Raw genomic sequence first — 16,075 nt, 5'->3', positions numbered from 1 at the left:
TCGCGCGCGCAGCCGTCCGAAAGCGCAAGGCGAGGTCGGTCAACCGTTCGCCGAAAAAGCGGCGGCTTCGTCCGCGACGTCCGAGCGACTAGGGCGTGTACTCATGAAGGGCGCGTCCGCTAGCCCTCAAAAAGGCGACATAGAATCCGGTCTGAATGCAAGTCGGCCTCGGGCCACGAGGCGAAATGGTATCGCATCAATCAATGAAAGAGGTCGCCAACTGAGGCGGCCTTATTTGCTGATATGGTCAAAATTGAACGTCCGGAACTGCCGAGATATGGCCATACTCGAACATGGTCTCAAAAACGAAACCGCTTAGCCCGGAAGAGTTTGCTTCCTTGCTTATAGTCGGCAACACGTCTGGCGTAACCAGCCCTCCAGCAGTGATCCCGGCCGAACACAGCGCCCGGCTGATCGCAATGGGTTACATGGTCGAATTATCGGGCAGGCTGCGAATGACCACGCAGGGCAGATTGCAGATATATGCGGGACAACTCACCACCTAGGGAGGCTCACAACGCCCCCAAGCCGAATAGTGCTTGGTGGCGTTGCGCTAGCCCCGGATAGAGCAATCCTCCGGTGCTTGCTAAATCAGCACTCGGCTTAGCTCTCGTCTGAGCAAAATTGCTCACTTTTCATTTTTAGAAGGGTGATCTTGGTCCGGGAGATGCCAGCCACTCAGTCATGTGGGCGGCGGCTTCATCGTGCCGCGCTCTCCGCAGTCGCGACTCTCGTTCTGGACCTGGTGGAAGCTGGTTGGCGCGCTCTTGCAGGTCTTTGGCTTCCTCGGCAAGGCGCTCTTCGAGAGAATGAATCTGCTTAACCCGGCATCGTTCTCTCTGCATGGCTCCTCTTTGGAACCCTCGGGGAACCGTTAGAATAGTTGGGTGCCTTCCGCGCTGGGCGTGCCTGATCCGGGCGGTCCCGGCTTTCAGCCCCCAAGCCCGGCCGGGCCGCTCACTTCCGGCCGGGCCTGTCCATGGCCCTCAGCATGAGGCGGCCTACTCATCTTAGTGGGGTGGCTTCAATGGGCCTAAGATCAGTCTCATTGTTTCGGGCGACTTTAGTGGATATGGACCGTCACAATCACTGCAGCGGAACTCCCGACCGCCCGTCTTCGCTAGCAGCCATCTCATGGGCTCGCTGCACTTCCTGCAGAGAGGTGGGGGCGTATTTTTCGGCATGAATGCTCTCGCGGTATGGGCGGGAGCACAAAACTCTCAGTCACCGATGGATGCCGAGGGCGGGCGATGATCCGGGCACTAGGCGCCTTTCATTTGAGTAAGTCGACTCACGCTTTGCTGCGGCCCCGGAACATCGGCCAAAACCATTTTCCGTAGCTGGCCGGAAGTCCGCTTCGGGTCAAACTCGGAAGTCGGAACTTGGAGCTGATGTCCGGGTCGTGGTGCACCTGCGCAGGCACTATCATGCTAGAGCGTACTATGCAGGGCCAACGCCTGAAGCGATATCGCGATGTCGTCGAGCCGCGGCGTCTGGTGGGCGATGCTTTCGCGCAGTTGGGTCCGAGCAGTAGCAGGCATTGAACGCGGTTTATTACTAGTTCGTCCGAAGATGGCGACCTTGATTGTAAACAAGCTCCCAAAGCTCGCTGGCGTTCCAAAGCTCACTCTTCCCTTCAGTGAGCTTTTTGGCCACTGCACTCGCGAAACCGTCGCCGACTGGAGGCTCTCTCGAAATGATCCGATAGCGATCCAATGACGGGCTCGTCGGCATCGCCATCGTAAGCCGCCGACAAATATTTGCAGCCATGGCGGCTGCATCGGCTGGGGGTATGCCCTTTTCGGCGCGCAAGGTTTGCGCGATTATTCGTTCTGCTTTGCCCGCGTCAATTCGAAGTTCTGTCATTTTTTGCCCCATTCTGAGGAAGTCACTCTGCTGTGGGAGCGCCGAACTCTCGGCCGTCTTTGACAAAAGACGATGCTTGTTAACTAAGCACGATTTGGCAAAATACAATCGGTTCTTGGCCAGCCAGCGATATCGCGACGTCCGAACGAGGCGTTACTGGTTCAACGGGCGCCACACGGACAAATGCGAGAGGTGGGGCGCATTTTTCGGCATGAATGCTCTCGCGGTATGGGCGGGAGCACAAAACTCTCAGTCACCGATGGATGCCGAGGGCGGGCGATGATCCGGGCACTAGGCGCCTTTCATTTGAGTAAGTCGACTCACACTTTGCTGGGGCCCCAGAACATCTTCCAAAACCATTTCCGTAGCTGGCCGGAAGTCCGCCGTGGGTCAAAAGCCGCCGATGACGGTCGAGCCGAGTAGCATCCGCTTCACCCTCAGAAGCGGGCCTTTATGAATACACGCCCTAGCTGCCCGTTCTACGTCTTAGATCAGCGCCTCCGCGCGTAGCGCCGTCTCGATCTCGCCGAGCACGCGCGCCAGCCGCTCGGCCCACGCCGTCTCGCCGGCCTGATCGGAGATCAGGTCCTGGCGGATCTCGATGCCGGAATTCATCAGGCCGCGTTTCTCGCCGTGCGCCGGGATCGTGTAATCGGTCTCGTCGCTGACCGCATAGGGCTCATTGTCGCCGACCACGAGATCGCCCTCGTTGCGCAGCTGCTTCAAGAGCCGCGGCGGCAGCACCGTGTCGCGGTGGTAGAGCGTGCCGATGTGCCAGGGACGGGCGATGCCGGCATAAACCGGCGTGAAGCTGTGCAGCGACACCAGCACTGTCGCCATGCCCTGGTGCGCACGTGCGTCGATGATCTCGTCGATGCGCCGGTGATAGGGATCGAAGATCTGCGCGCGGCGCATCTCGGCGGCCTCGCGCGACAGGCCCTCATTGCCGGGAACGGTGGTGGCCTCGCTGATCAGCGGGATCGCGCTTGCGACATGCGGCGGACGGTTGCAGTCGATCACGAGCCGCGAATAGCGCTGCGCGATCAGATGCGCATCGAGCCGGTCGGAGAGCTGGGTCGCGACGCCGGCGATGCCGACATCCCAGGCGATGTGCCGCACGAGCTCGCTTTCGGGCAGGCCGAGGTCGCCGAGCGGAGAGGGAATCAGCCTGCCGTAATGGTCGCAGGTGAACAGGAACGGCGAGCGGCCGGAGGCATTATGTTCAAGAACCGGTGAAACGTCGGTGCTTGCGAGCAGGAACGATGGATCACCGCCGTAATTCAAGGGCCTTTTCCTCAACTTTGCCTATTCAAGGGGCATGCTGGTCTGGAATCGAGCAGCATTCTCTATAGATTAAGCGGTCCGAAATCACGATGATTGTTTGAAGATGCCGCTGCTGACCATTCATCACAAGACCGTTTATCGCTACGCGCGCCCGGTGGCGTTCGGCGAACACCGCATCATGCTGCGTCCCCGCGACGGCCACGATCTGCGCGTGCTCGACAGTGCGCTTGTGATCGATCCGCAGCCGATGTCGCTGCGCTGGATCCACGATGTGTTCGGTAACAGTACGGCGATCGCCGCCTTCGACGAGCGCGCCGACACGCTGACATTCGTCTCGACCGCGACGGTGGAGCATAATCCGGCCGACACATTCGCGCTGACGCCTGACGATGCCGCCTACTTCTATCCGTTTCTCTACGACGATGAGGAATTCCCTGATCTGCAGCAGTTCGTCACGCCGCAATATGGCGACCCGAACGGCGAGCTGTCGGCCTGGGCGCGGCGCTTCCTGGATGTCGAGGCTCCGACGCCGACTTTCAATATCCTGAGCGGCATGACCCATGGTATCCGCGAGAGCTTTAGCTATCGCAAGCGCCACGAACATGGCACCCAGCATCCGCTCGACACGCTGCAGACGAAGTCCGGCACCTGCCGCGACTATGCGCTGTTGATGATCGAGGCGCTGCGCCGGCTCGGCTTCGCCGCGCGCTTCGTCTCCGGCTATCTCGCGATGCCCACAGACAGCGCGCATGGCTATGTCGGCGGCGGCTCGACCCATGCCTGGGTGCAGGTCTATCTGCCGAGCGCGGGCTGGATCGAGTTCGATCCGACCAACGGCATCGTCGGCACGCGCGACCTGATCCGCGTCGCGGTGGCGCGCGATCCGCGCCAGGCGGTCCCGCTGCACGGGGTCTATCTTGGTCCGCCTGACGCTTTCCGGCGCATGGACGTCGACATCAAGGTCGTGTCGGTCGGTGAGGACGCGGCAGAACGGGAGACAGTCTGACGATGCAGATCAGGGTCGGCTTCGAGATCACCTACACGGCTCCGCAGCCGACGCCGATGGTGATGATGCTGTCGATCCACCCGTCGCGCTACGCTGACATCGTAGGTACAGAGCAGATCGTGACCGAGCCAGACGTGCCGTTCGGCCTGTATCGCGACGGCTTTGGCAATGTCTGTGGGCGTCTGGTCGCGCCCGCCGGTGGCGTCACCTTCCGCGGCAGCGCACTGGTGCGCGATTCCGGGCTGGCTGACGTCGTCAATCCGGCAGCGCAGCAGGTCCCGATCGAGCAATTGCCTGATGATATGCTGCTCTATCTGATGCCGAGCCGCTATTGCGAGACCGACAAGCTGACCGATATCGCCTGGTCGCTGTTCGGCAATACACAGCCCGGCTGGGCCCGGGTGCAGGCGATCACCGATTTCGTGCATCGCCACGTCACGTTCGGCTACGAGCACGCCCATCACATGAAGTCGGCGCACGACGTCTATGAAAGCCGCGCCGGCGTCTGCCGCGACTTCGCGCATCTGGCGCTCACCTTCTGCCGCTGCATGGGAATTCCGGCGCGTTACTGCACCGGCTATCTCGGCGACATCGGCGTGCCGCCGGATCCCGCGCCGATGGATTTCTCCGGCTGGTTCGAGGTCTATCTGTCCGGCCAGTGGTACACCTTCGATGCCCGCCACAACACGCCGCGGATCGGCCGCATCCTGATGGCGACCGGCCGCGACGCCGCCGACGTAGCCCTCACCACGAGCTTTGGCCGCATGACGCTGGCGAAGTTCGTCGTCATGACCGATGAGGTGGCGGCGGCTTGATGTAGAGCCGTCACCCTGAGGAGCGCGAAGCGCGTCTCGAAGGGTCGACGGCCACCAGCCGGGCCGTGCATCCTTCGAGACGCGCGTTCCGCGCTCCTCAGGATGACGGGAGATCGCCAGCGAGCAATCCATTTCGTGGCACGATGGATTGCTTCGCTTCGCTCGCAATGACATAGAACTCACATGATCTCCGATCTTCTCTTCGTCTATGGCACGCTGATGCGCGGCTTCGACCATCCGATGGCGAAGCTGCTCGCGGGCAATGCCGAATTCCTCGGGCCGGCGCAGTGCTGCGGCCGGCTCTATCTGGTGAAGCATTATCCGGGCCTCGTGGCATCGGACGATCCCGCCGACATCGTACACGGTGAATTGTTCCGCTTGCGCGAGCGCGAGGCCATGCTGCGCGAGTTCGACATGTACGAAGCCTGCGGCGAAGGGTTTCCGCCGCCGACCGAATATGTCCGCGAGATGCTGAAGGTCACGCGCGCCGACGGCAGCGCGAGCGAGGCGTGGACCTATTTCTACAACTGGCCGGTCACGGAGTTGCCGCGGATCGCGTCAGGAAAGTTTCTCGAGCATTGACGCTCGTGTCCCGGGCGCCCTGCGGCGCGAAGTGCCGCTGTGCAGAACCGGGGCCCATTTGTGTCACGATCATGGGCCCCGGCTCAGCAGCGCATCACTGCGTGCCGCGCTGCGTCCGGGGCAAGGGCTTACACTTCCCGCACCACGCGGATGTCGACCTCGCGCTCGACGAAGGTCCATTCCTCGGTCGCGCGCAGCACGCCGACCAGTTCGTCGAACAGGCTGACATGTTCGGGCGCGAATTCGAACCAGGTCAGGAAGTCGAAGGGCATGCCGAGGTCGCGGGCGTGAAACAGCTGGCGGGCGATCGCCGGCAGGAATTTCATGGTGTCTGCGATGTGGTGCGACTTGTCCTCGAATATCTTGCGGCGCTCCTCCTGCGTGAGCTCCCACCAGGCAGCCGATTTCCTGATCGGGATCAGCGCCGCATGCGTCGCCTCGCTGCGGCCGAGTGCGGCCTGCACGGCGATGAGTTTCTCGCGCTCCTCCTTCTCGGTGTAGCGCAGATGGCTTGCGACGCCGGCGAGCCGCCAGGAGGTCTGCGCCGGCAACAGCGGCAGCGCGATCGCGTCACTCGAGATCACCGAGAGCGCCTCGACCTTCGGCAAGGTCTCGCCCTTCACCCGCGTGATGGAAGTGACCTTCCAGCCGCCGCTCTGTCCGCCTCTGAACGTCGTGAACATGGCGCTATCCAATCCCGGAAGCGGGGAAGGTTCAAGTTGGCCGAAACGGCTCTCCACCGTGGATTTGGGGGTAGCCCGCTCGACCGGGCCCGACAGACCAGCCTGTGAATAGCCCGGAAAAGCCCCACATTGTTCGTCATGCCGGGCCGTCCCGCTATATGGCTAACCGGTTGTTCGCGATTCGTCGCCCGAGCCCAGAATCAAACTGATGCGTTTCACGCCCGAATTCCTCGATGAGTTGCGCGCCCGGCTTCCGGTCTCGGAAGTCGTGGGCAGGCGCGTCAAGCTCAAAAAGGCCGGGCGGGAGTGGAAGGGGCTGTCGCCGTTCCAGCAGGAGAAGACGCCGTCGTTCTTCGTCAACGACCAGAAGCAGGCCTGGTTCGACTTTTCGTCCGGGCTGAACGGCAACATCTTCGACTTCCTGATGAAGACCGAGGGCGTGACGTTCCCCGAGGCGGTGGAACGCCTTGCCGCGATGGCCGGTGTGCCGCTGCCGGCTGTGACGCCCGATGCGGCGCGGCACGAGCAGCATCGCCGCACCCTGCACGACGTGATGGAACTCGCGACAAAATTCTTCGCCGACACGCTGGCCTCGCGCAACGGCGCCAAGGCGCGCGGCTACCTCGCCGACCGCAGCATCTCGCCGGCAACCCAGCTCCAGTTCCGGATGGGCTATGCGCCGCCGGACCGCTTCGCGCTGAAGGAGCATCTCGGCGGGCAGGGCATCTCCACCGAGGACATGGTGGAGGCCGGGCTTTTGGTGTCCGGCGAGGACAAGCCGGTGCCGTTTGATCGCTTCCGCGACCGCGTCATGTTCCCGATCACGGATGCCCGCGGCCGCGTCATCGCGTTCGGCGGCCGCGCGCTGGAGAAGGACGTTCCGGCGAAATACCTGAACTCGCCGGAAACCACGCTGTTTCACAAGGGCGACAATCTCTACAATCTGTTCACCGCGCGGCAGGCCGCGCATGACGGCGCACAGCTGATCGTCGTCGAGGGCTATGTCGACGTCATCGCGATGGTCACGTCGGGCTTTCCCGGCGCCGTCGCGCCGCTCGGCACAGCGTTGACCGAGAACCAGCTCGGCCTGCTCTGGAAGATGGTCGACGAGCCGATCCTCTGCTTCGACGGCGACCGCGCCGGGCAGAAGGCGGCCTATCGTGCGGCCGACATTGCCCTCCCGCAGCTCAAGCCGGGAAAAAGCCTGCGCTTCGCGCTGCTGCCGGAAGGCCAGGACCCCGACGATCTCGCCCGCTCCGGCGGACGTGGCGCGGTCGAGGACGTGATATCAGCCGCGCGGCCGCTCGCCGAGATGATCTGGTCGCGCGAGATCGAGGGTGGCAATTTCGACACGCCGGAGCGCCGCGCGGCACTGGAGGCGCGGATCGGCGAATTGACCAACGGCATCCGCGACGAGGTGGTGCGCCGCTATTATCGCCAGGACCTGCAGGAGCGGCTGCAACGCAATTTTGCCCCGGAGGGCGGCCGCGGCGGTTATGGCCGCGGCGGCTACGGCAGGGGCAATTTCGGCGGCGGCCGGGGCGGCGAATCACCCCGCCAGTTTGCCCCCCGCGGCCCGGCCCAAGGGGGCCAAGCTAGCCGGTTTGGCGCCAAAGGCGGCGTCACCCCCGGGATTTCACGGGGGCCCTATCAGGCGGCGAGCCCTCAGCTTGCCAACAGCCCGATCATGCGCGGCCAGCGCAGCGCGATCTCCCGCCGCGAGGCGCTGATCCTGCAATCCCTGATCAACCACCCCTGGCTGCTGCACGACCATCTTGAGGAGGTCGCCGCCCTCGAGCTCGCCCATCCCGAGGTCCACAAGCTGCGGGCGGCCATCATCGCGGCCTTTGCCCACGACCATCACCACTCCCCTGATGTCGAGGAGCAGGCCGAAAAGATGCGGGCCGACCTCGAAGCAGGCGGATTATTACAGATTCTTCAAAGGGTTGATCGATCAATCACAACCCAGGCGGTGTGGGGCGCGCAGATCGGCGCAGCGCGCGAGGATGTTTTATCGACCTGGCGTCAACTCGTTGCCTTGCATCAGAAAACCCACGCCCTACTTAGGGAGAGAAAAGATGCGGAAGTGGCCTTGGCTGAGGACTCCAGCGAGGCCAATCTGGCATGGTTGCAGGATATCCAGGCCCGGATGGCAGAAGCCGATGGGACCGAAGCCCTGATCGAGGGGTTCGGGGAATTATCGGGCCGGTTCCAGCGTAATGTCTGATAACAAAAATGCTGCGGACGGCGCCGGCCGAACCCGCAAAAAGACTCGCCAAATCCATGGTTTGGCTGCAAAAACAGGGTTAAGCGAAACTTAATAGCCTCGCGGCTATTGCAGATGGAAACCATCGAGACGGATGACAGGGGTGGCGATTTGTTGCGCCGCCCTTTGTGCGTCGAGAGTAATTCTAGATAGCGTGCAAACATGCGTGCGTGGCACCATTTTGCACGACCGCGTTTCGGGAGCTTAGTGAATGGCCACCAAGGCAAAGACGCTTCAGGTTAAGGACAAGGAAAAAGACGACAAGGCAGCGGACGCTCCTGAGAAGGATTCCGCTGACGCGCCGTCGCCGTTGCTCGACCTGTCGGATGCCGCGGTGAAGAAGATGATCAAGCAGGCCAAGAAGCGCGGCTTCGTGACCTTCGATCAGCTAAACGAAGTGCTTCCCTCCGATACGACCTCGCCCGAACAGATCGAAGACATCATGTCGATGCTGTCCGACATGGGCATCAACGTCACCGAGGCTGACGACTCCGAAGGCGAGGACGAGAAGGACGACGGCGACGACGAGACCGACAACGAGCTTGTCGAAGTCACGCAGAAGGCCGTCACCGAGGTCAAGAAATCGGAGCCCGGCGAGCGCACCGACGATCCCGTGCGGATGTATCTGCGCGAGATGGGCACGGTGGAATTGCTCTCCCGCGAGGGCGAAATCGCAATTGCAAAGCGCATCGAGGCCGGCCGCGAGGCGATGATCGCGGGCCTCTGCGAAAGCCCGCTGACCTTCCAGGCCATCATCATCTGGCGCGACGAGCTCAACGAAGGAAAGATCTTCCTCCGCGACATCATCGATCTCGAAGCCACCTATGCCGGGCCGGAGTCGAAGGGCGGCATCAATCCGAACCTGATCGGCAACAACGCCGGCGAGGGCGCTGCCGCCGAAGCCAACGGCGCTGACGCGGCCGCGCCCGCCCTTGTCGCGCCGCCCGCCGCGCCGCCGTCGCCGACCCCGTTCCGCGCCGCGCCTGCTGGTGGCGAAGCCGCCACCGAGGAGAAGGATCCCGGCGAGGCCGCGGCCGAAGCCGACATGGACGACGACGAGTTCGAGAACCAGATGTCGCTCGCCGCCATCGAGGCCGAGCTGAAGCCGAAGGTGGTCGAAACCTTCGACAAGATCGCGTCCGAATACAAGAAGCTGCGCCGCCTGCAGGAGCAGGACATCGCCAACCAGCTGCAGAGCGAGTCGCTGTCGCCCTCGCAGGAGCGCAAGTACAAGAAGCTGAAGGACGAGATCATCGTCGAGGTGAAGTCGCTGCGCCTCAATCAGGCCCGCATCGATTCGCTGGTCGAGCAGCTCTACGACATCAACAAGAAGCTGGTCTCGTTCGAAGGCCGCCTGCTGCGTCTCGGCGACAGCCACGGCGTGGCGCGCGAGGATTTCCTTCGCAACTATCAGGGCTCGGAGCTCGATCCGCGCTGGCTCAACCGTGTCTCGAAGCTGTCGGCCAAGGGCTGGAAGAACTTCGTCCATCACGAGAAGGACCGCATCAAGGACCTGCGCCACGAAATCCAGTCGCTGGCGGCGCTCACTGGCCTTGAGATCGGCGAATTCCGCAAGATCGTGCACGGCGTGCAGAAGGGCGAGCGCGAGGCCCGTCAGGCCAAGAAGGAGATGGTGGAAGCCAACCTCCGGCTCGTGATCTCGATCGCCAAGAAGTACACCAACCGCGGCCTGCAGTTCCTCGACCTGATCCAGGAAGGCAATATCGGCCTGATGAAGGCGGTCGATAAGTTCGAATATCGCCGCGGCTACAAGTTCTCGACCTACGCTACCTGGTGGATCCGGCAGGCGATCACCCGCTCGATCGCCGACCAGGCCCGCACCATCCGCATCCCCGTGCACATGATCGAGACGATCAACAAGATCGTCCGCACCTCGCGCCAGATGCTGAACGAGATCGGCCGCGAGCCGACCCCGGAAGAGCTCGCCGAGAAGCTCGGCATGCCCCTGGAGAAGGTCCGCAAGGTCCTCAAGATCGCCAAGGAGCCGCTGTCGCTCGAAACCCCTGTTGGTGACGAGGAAGACTCGCATCTCGGCGATTTCATCGAGGACAAGAACGCGATCCTGCCGATTGATGCTGCGATCCAGTCCAACCTGCGCGAGACCACCACGCGCGTGCTGGCCTCGCTCACCCCGCGCGAGGAGCGCGTGCTGCGCATGCGCTTCGGCATCGGCATGAACACCGACCACACGCTGGAAGAAGTCGGCCAGCAATTCTCGGTCACCAGAGAGCGCATCCGCCAGATCGAAGCCAAGGCGCTGCGCAAGCTGAAGCACCCGTCGAGGTCGCGCAAGCTGCGGAGCTTCCTGGATAACTGATTCGATTAGGTTTCCAGCGCCGCGCGCAAAGTGCGGCGTCTGGGAGCAAGACAATGTAGTTCGCGATCAAAGTGGCGGGCTTCGGCCCGTCTTTCTTTTCTGGTTAGCTGCACGCAAAAGTTGAGCATTAATAATTCTACCGCGACTGACATAGGATGCATTCGCCCAAATTTCCTATCAAAGCAAAAAGCCTGCGTGACGTCATAAACGTTTCGCGGCTCAAAACTACTTGGAAGGCGAGGGTGCGTGATGCAATGCGACGCCAGCCAATTCCAGATTCGATCGAGAATTTAGACTTTCACGTTCGTCTGAATGCGATCTGTACGACTATTGAGGCCGAAGTCCTGACGGGCGCATACATTCCAAATAGCCCGACCCGCTTTCTTTCTGAGAAATCCAAAGGGCTTTGCCGTCAGCTAGTCATTCCATCAGTCAAGGACGCGCTAATACTCCAAACGCTCTCGGATGCGCTTTGGGCCGAGATTCGGGTCACACCTCTAGCTGGGGTCTCTATTCAAAGCTTTGGTTACTTTCGAAATATGGCTCTGATACCGAGGTCATGAGTTTGGTCGAGAGCACGGTTTCACTTTGGGTAACGCAAGAACATCTCTCGAGATTGGTTGCCGGGCTTTACCCGCGGTTTGTTGGTTCTCCGCTTCGAATAAAATTCGAGGCCATCGTCCGTCGAGCTGGAAACGCTTGGTCTGCATCCGTTCTGCAATTTCACAATGATCTTTCCAGTGGGACGGTCGGGTACGGCGCAATCAAGGCTTTCATTCTGGCTAAGAACTCCTCTCTACCGAACGCAATCTCTCATCCAAAATTTCTGATGTTGCTATCATTGTTGAATAATCCCGATATTGCGCCCACGGCGGTCGCTAACCTCAAGAAGGTGCACAATTGGGCGCTGACCGATGAATATTACGCCCTCTCAGTTCCTTGACTAGGAACTACCTAACTAGATGGGTTCTCACGCAAAATGCTGCCGTAAGTCTCGATCGTCGGCCTGAAATCGTCCGAGCGATGGGTCCACCAAGTGTTGAAGGCGAGCGGCCTTGATGCTTCAGGACGTCGGCTACTTCTTCTTCGCCCCGACCCGCTCGATGGTCTTGATCTCGAGCGGCGGGCGGCCGCCCTTTTCGGCGATCTCGCGGTCCTGGTCGCGCAGGAAGGCGCGAACCGGCTCGTCGCCGTCGAGCCCGCCCAGCAGCTCCGATGGCACGCGGCGGTTGGAGCGCTGCGAGCCGTCTTCATAGAAGACGTTGAAGAAGGCGAATTCGCCTTTGGGATTGGTTCCGGGTTTTTTCGGCATGGCGGCTTGTCCCCGATACCGGCAGCGCTGTCAAAGCAAATCACGCGGATTTCCGCGCCGATCTGCCTTGCACCATTGCACGGTGACGGTCTTGCGACATGTAAACCGCAACCCACAGCTCATTTCGGACCGCGCGCCAGCCGTGCGATCAGGCGCCCGCCTCAGCCCTCGAACAGCACGAACGCCGCCCACACGCTGGAATCCCGGGCGCCGGCGATCTTGCCGTCGCGCGCGTCGCGCCGGGTCTGGCGCAGCGCGTCCGAATAGGTCAGTCCATCAGCGAGGTGCTCATAGAAGCGCACGGTGAAATTCGCGGTGCCTTCGTCGGCGACCGGCCACAGCGTCAGCAGCGCGCGGCGCGCCCCGGCGATGCCGAGCGCGGTCGGCAGGCCGCGCAGGCCGCTGACAAAGCTCTCGTCGCCGCGGCCGGTCTCGCAGGCCGACAGCACCAGCAGATCGAGCCCGGACAGATCCCAGTCCATCAATTCGAAGGCATAGAGATAGCCGTCGCCGTCGTCGCGCAGCGGAAAGCGGCTGTCGCCGGCGCCCGACAGCACGATGCCGCTCTGCCACAGCGTGTCGAGGCCGGAGGCCGTGCTGTCATGATAGAAGCCGTGCGTCGCCAGATGCGCGATGCGGACCTTGCCGATCGTCTCGCGCAACGTGCTTTCGCTGACGCTGCGTCCGCTCAGCATCTCGACCGGCGCGCCGCGTCCGCGGGCAAGTTTTGCGATCGCCTCGATCTCGATCTTTGTGCCGGGCAGCGGCATCGGCCCCGGCTGGCCGTATTCGATGCCGCCGGCGAGCAGCATCGCGCCGGTCGTGTCGAGCTTCTCGCGGGCATGGATCGCGATCAGCGCGTCGGGGCTGGTCAGCATCCGGATCGTGTAACGGTCTTCCAGCAGGCCGCCGTCGGCATCAGGCAGCAGCGAGAACGGCACGGCGAACAGGAAGCCATCAGGCACGACGTAGAGCGTGGTCTTGTCCTTCAGCAGCGGCTCCAGCGGCGCGAACAGCCGCTCGCGCAGGTTCTGGAAGCGGCCCCTGACATCGAGTGGCTTGGCATCGAGTGGCCTGGCATCGAGATCAGGCACGGTCGTCTTTGTCGCGCGCAGCCGCGCGATCTCGGTCCGCACCCCGGTATCGACCATCCGGCCGGGATCGCCGAGATCGACCACGCGCGGCGCGCCCTGCGCGGTCTCGACGATGGCGTACAGCACGGTCGCCGCCAGCGGCTGCTTCGACTGGCGATCCGCCTTCCATTGCCGCGTGATGAAATAGTTGACGACAGCTTCATCGCCCGCGAGCAACTGGGCGGGGCGGAGCGGATCGCGCGGCAATTTTGCGCCGATCGCATCGAGCCGCTGGTTCAGCGCCTTCTCGGCCGCGTCCTGCCGCTGCCACGCCGATCGCGCCCAGTCGTCGATATTGCCCGAGGAGAACAGCTCCTGCTTCTCGCCATTGAGCTGCAGCGCCGTGCGCACCAGCGCCGCGGTCTCCGCATCCTTGCCGGCGACCTCCGTCTCGAGCCGGCGCAGCGCCGTGGCGTCGCCGCCGCCGAGCGACTTCCAGCGCAGCACGGCGCTCGCAAAGGCCGGCTGCGCCACCGCTGAATCGGCGCCGGCGGCGAAGCGGCCGAACGCGAACAAGAGATGGTCGGCATGGGCGCGGATCGCTTCGGCTACGGCGCGATCGCCTGATGTGCCGACCTCGCGCTTCATCCAGTCGAACATCTCGCGATCGAGCGCGGTGAAGGCCTGTAGCGCGCGCTTCGGATCAACAGCGATCAGCGCGGTCGCGATGCCGAGCTTGATCTCGAAGCTGACCGGATGCTGCGCGGTGAAGGCCCGCGTCGAGATCGCAAGCGCGGTCTCGCGCAGCCGCATGCCTTTGTCGGGCTCGCCGCGCTGCTCGCGTTTGCCGGCGGCCAGCCCAGCTGCCTTGATGCGCAGGAAATCCGCGAAATTCTCCTCGTTGGCAACGATCGCCTCCAGCCGCTCCAGATCGGTCGGGGCCATCGCGGCATCGCCCCGCGAGCATGTCGGTGTAGAACAGCCACGCGTCGGCCTGTCCCGCAAACGTCGGATCCTTCGGCGCCAGCACGGTCGCGATCGCGCGATGCCGGCGGAAATAGCGGCGGGCGTCGTCGAAGCGGCCGAGATTGAGAAAATCCTGCCCGGCATTGTTGACCGTCACCAGCGTGTTGAGGTGGTTCTCGCCATAATGCTTGGCGCGCTTCTCGATCGCGAACAGATCGAGCTCCAGCGCCTTCGCCGGCGCGCCGATCTCGCGCAGCATGTCGGCATAATTGTTGGCGAGCTTCCAGGTGGTGCGGTGGTCGGGCCCCAGCGCCTTCTCCGAAAGCTCGAAATTGTGCCGGCCCAAATTCGTCGCCGAAGCGGCCGAGCCGTTGGCCGACAGCGCGACCGCGAGCTTGTCGTTGGCGATCAGCGATTCCTCCGAGCCTTCGCCCCAATAGGCGTTGTAGGCCGCGATCGCCTTCATGTAGAGCGGCACCGCTTCCGCGATCCTGGCGTGGTCGGATATCAGGATGGCGTATGACAGCAGCACGTCGGCATTGCCGGGCGGCGATTGCGCCGCCGCCTTGCCCTGCAGCGCCCGTGCGAACAATTTCTCGGCGAGATCGTCGCGCTTCACCGCGCGCAGCGTGGCGGTCGCCTGGTAATATTGCCTCATGACGAACTGGGCGTCGTCGAGTCTGTCCGCGGCGTCGAGCGCGGCATTGAGCTGGGCATAGCCGGTGTCGATCTTGCCGCCGCGCGTCAGCGCGATGGCGTTGTTCATTTGCGCGGTGATCGCCTGGGCGCTGCCTGCGCTCTGCGCCGGCGCGCGTTTGGCGGGGGAGTCCTGAGCGGCGGCGGTGTCGATTGCTCCGGCGAAGGTCGCGCCGAGCGCGAGGACGATGCCGACGGATGCGGCAGCCCGGCGCGCGCGCACAAATCCTCCGGCTGATGTCATCGGCAGCACATCCTCGTCGTGAAGTCCGTCATCGGATGGTGTCGCCCGAATGACAGCGTCGTTGCAGCCAGCCGGCCTTGCTTTAGCGGCGCAGCCTTGCATGAACAAGACACGGCGGACGGTCGCGCGTTAGCGCGGAACCGTCTCGCCGCATGTGTCCTCGTTGGTCGCGGACGGTGCCTTCGGCGTTCATCCGCCGTGCCCCGAACGGTTTCCCAGTTGGTTGGGCGCGGCGTCGCTTGCATGCCGGCGGCGCTGCCTGCCATCGGACGATGTTACCGCCCGCAGATGAACGGCCTGCCGGCAACCGCCTTTCGCATCGGGCTCGAAACGCGCGCGGGCCGAAAGCCCCGATCTTTCTGACCATCGTCACTTGCGTGTCTACGTCCGATTCGCGTATGAGGCGCATCCTGCCTTTACTACAACTTCTCATTTTTGAGAGCCGATCGCCGATGTCCAACGCCACCCTCGACGCCAACAAGGCGCTCGTGCTTGCGCATTATGACGCCGTGACGAACCGGCATAATCCCGAGGCGATCTGCGCGCAGCTGGCGCCCGACTTCTTCGACCATGCGGCGGGCAAGCGGATGAGCGCCGAGGAGGTGATCGCGCATTCGGCTGCGCTGCACGAGACCTTCGGCGACCTGTCGGCGGTGGCGGAATGCCTGGTGGCCGACCGCGACATCGTCGCCGGCCGCTTCGTCTGGCGCGGCCGGCACCGCAGCCCGTGGCGCGGCATTGCCCCAACCGGCCGCCACGTCGAATTCCGCGGCATGACGTTCTGGCGCATCCGGGACGGCAGGATTTCCGAGCGCTGGGCCGAGATTGATTTCGCCGGGCTGGAGCAGCAGCTCAGGGATTGAGGGAAATCTGCACAACTCCGCCGCGCTGCGACCCTGATCCGCCGCCAGCCTGCGCGGCGTGCATCACCGACCGGCGCAGCC

13 protein-coding genes are annotated in these 16,075 nt (G+C 63.1%); 7 read left to right on the top strand and 6 right to left on the bottom strand.

All coding sequences use genetic code 11. The annotated features are described in order from the left end of the window. Nucleotides 1-1,557 precede the first annotated feature (1,557 nt). Both V5279_RS36295 and V5279_RS36290 read right to left on the bottom strand, forming a co-directional pair. Entirely contained in the window at nucleotides 1,558-1,866 is a 309-nt protein-coding gene (locus V5279_RS36295; RefSeq protein WP_338691778.1) for a hypothetical protein, read from the bottom strand. 486 nt (nucleotides 1,867-2,352) lie between these two features. Beyond that, on the bottom strand, nucleotides 2,353-3,150 hold the full coding sequence (locus tag V5279_RS36290) for an N-formylglutamate amidohydrolase (RefSeq protein WP_338691777.1): 798 nt from the start codon (nucleotides 3,148-3,150) through the stop codon (nucleotides 2,353-2,355). 103 nt (nucleotides 3,151-3,253) lie between these two features. On the opposite strand from V5279_RS36290, the gene V5279_RS36285 reads away from it, so the two are divergent. The 3 genes from V5279_RS36285 (at nucleotide 3,254) to V5279_RS36275 (ending at nucleotide 5,553) form a co-directional block, all read left to right on the top strand. After that, entirely contained in the window at nucleotides 3,254-4,156 is a 903-nt protein-coding gene (locus tag V5279_RS36285; protein ID WP_338691775.1) for a transglutaminase family protein, read from the top strand. A 2-nt stretch (nucleotides 4,157-4,158) separates the two neighbouring features. After that, nucleotides 4,159-4,971 (top strand): transglutaminase-like domain-containing protein, encoded by an 813-nt coding sequence (locus V5279_RS36280; RefSeq protein WP_166298580.1) that lies wholly within the window; start codon nucleotides 4,159-4,161, stop codon nucleotides 4,969-4,971. Between the two features lie 183 nt (nucleotides 4,972-5,154). Beyond that, nucleotides 5,155-5,553: a gamma-glutamylcyclotransferase family protein gene (locus V5279_RS36275; protein WP_166298579.1), complete on the top strand. Its 399-nt coding sequence runs from the start codon at nucleotides 5,155-5,157 to the stop codon at nucleotides 5,551-5,553. Between the two features lie 128 nt (nucleotides 5,554-5,681). Here the strand turns inward: V5279_RS36275 and V5279_RS36270 are convergent, their stop codons facing one another. Then, nucleotides 5,682-6,236, bottom strand: coding sequence for a chlorite dismutase family protein (locus V5279_RS36270; RefSeq protein WP_166298578.1), 555 nt, complete (start codon nucleotides 6,234-6,236; stop codon nucleotides 5,682-5,684). A gap of 208 nt (nucleotides 6,237-6,444) precedes the next feature. Between V5279_RS36270 and dnaG the strand changes: the two genes are divergently transcribed. From dnaG to V5279_RS36255, 3 genes are all read left to right on the top strand, one after another. Next, a complete protein-coding gene (dnaG, locus tag V5279_RS36265; RefSeq protein ID WP_029082031.1) occupies nucleotides 6,445-8,463 on the top strand; it encodes a DNA primase in 2,019 nt (672 codons plus the stop codon). 250 nt (nucleotides 8,464-8,713) lie between these two features. Beyond that, nucleotides 8,714-10,840, top strand: coding sequence for an RNA polymerase sigma factor RpoD (gene rpoD, locus V5279_RS36260; RefSeq protein WP_338691774.1), 2,127 nt, complete (start codon nucleotides 8,714-8,716; stop codon nucleotides 10,838-10,840). A gap of 559 nt (nucleotides 10,841-11,399) precedes the next feature. Continuing rightward, nucleotides 11,400-11,783, top strand: coding sequence for a hypothetical protein (locus tag V5279_RS36255; RefSeq protein ID WP_338691773.1), 384 nt, complete (start codon nucleotides 11,400-11,402; stop codon nucleotides 11,781-11,783). A 132-nt stretch (nucleotides 11,784-11,915) separates the two neighbouring features. Here the strand turns inward: V5279_RS36255 and V5279_RS36250 are convergent, their stop codons facing one another. The 3 genes from V5279_RS36250 to V5279_RS36240 form a co-directional block, all read right to left on the bottom strand. Then, the gene (locus V5279_RS36250; RefSeq protein ID WP_338691772.1) at nucleotides 11,916-12,152 is read right to left on the bottom strand and encodes a hypothetical protein; all 237 of its coding nucleotides are present in this window, start codon (nucleotides 12,150-12,152) and stop codon (nucleotides 11,916-11,918) included. Between the two features lie 161 nt (nucleotides 12,153-12,313). Beyond that, a complete protein-coding gene (locus tag V5279_RS36245) occupies nucleotides 12,314-13,303 on the bottom strand; it encodes a CHAT domain-containing protein (RefSeq protein ID WP_338701579.1) in 990 nt (329 codons plus the stop codon). Between the two features lie 625 nt (nucleotides 13,304-13,928). Next, entirely contained in the window at nucleotides 13,929-15,131 is a 1,203-nt protein-coding gene (locus V5279_RS36240) for a tetratricopeptide repeat protein (protein ID WP_338691771.1), read from the bottom strand. Between the two features lie 452 nt (nucleotides 15,132-15,583). On the opposite strand from V5279_RS36240, the gene V5279_RS36235 reads away from it, so the two are divergent. Beyond that, entirely contained in the window at nucleotides 15,584-15,994 is a 411-nt protein-coding gene (locus tag V5279_RS36235) for an ester cyclase (RefSeq protein WP_338691770.1), read from the top strand. The last annotated feature ends 81 nt before the right edge of the window (nucleotides 15,995-16,075 follow it).

It is taken from the genome of Bradyrhizobium sp. 26S5 (genome assembly GCF_036923295.1).
Lineage (GTDB): Bacteria > Pseudomonadota > Alphaproteobacteria > Rhizobiales > Xanthobacteraceae > Bradyrhizobium > Bradyrhizobium septentrionale.
Note: the sequence above shows the minus strand (reverse complement) of the source record. Positions and strands in the feature narration are given on the sequence as shown.

Bases quoted from the DNA above. Each gene is read 5' to 3' on its own strand.
- V5279_RS36295 (WP_338691778.1), bottom strand. From the start codon at position 1,866: ATGACAGAACTTCGAATTGACGCGGGCAAAGCAGAACGAATAATCGCG.
- V5279_RS36285 (WP_338691775.1), top strand. From the start codon at position 3,254: ATGCCGCTGCTGACCATTCATCACAAGACCGTTTATCGCTACGCGCGC.
- V5279_RS36280 (WP_166298580.1), top strand. From the start codon at position 4,159: ATGCAGATCAGGGTCGGCTTCGAGATCACCTACACGGCTCCGCAGCCG.
- V5279_RS36275 (WP_166298579.1), top strand. From the start codon at position 5,155: ATGATCTCCGATCTTCTCTTCGTCTATGGCACGCTGATGCGCGGCTTC.
- V5279_RS36270 (WP_166298578.1), bottom strand. From the start codon at position 6,236: ATGTTCACGACGTTCAGAGGCGGACAGAGCGGCGGCTGGAAGGTCACT.
- dnaG (WP_029082031.1), top strand. From the start codon at position 6,445: ATGCGTTTCACGCCCGAATTCCTCGATGAGTTGCGCGCCCGGCTTCCG.
- rpoD (WP_338691774.1), top strand. From the start codon at position 8,714: ATGGCCACCAAGGCAAAGACGCTTCAGGTTAAGGACAAGGAAAAAGAC.
- V5279_RS36255 (WP_338691773.1), top strand. From the start codon at position 11,400: ATGAGTTTGGTCGAGAGCACGGTTTCACTTTGGGTAACGCAAGAACAT.
- V5279_RS36250 (WP_338691772.1), bottom strand. From the start codon at position 12,152: ATGCCGAAAAAACCCGGAACCAATCCCAAAGGCGAATTCGCCTTCTTC.
- V5279_RS36245 (WP_338701579.1), bottom strand. From the start codon at position 13,303: ATGGTCGATACCGGGGTGCGGACCGAGATCGCGCGGCTGCGCGCGACA.
- V5279_RS36240 (WP_338691771.1), bottom strand. From the start codon at position 15,131: ATGACATCAGCCGGAGGATTTGTGCGCGCGCGCCGGGCTGCCGCATCC.
- V5279_RS36235 (WP_338691770.1), top strand. From the start codon at position 15,584: ATGTCCAACGCCACCCTCGACGCCAACAAGGCGCTCGTGCTTGCGCAT.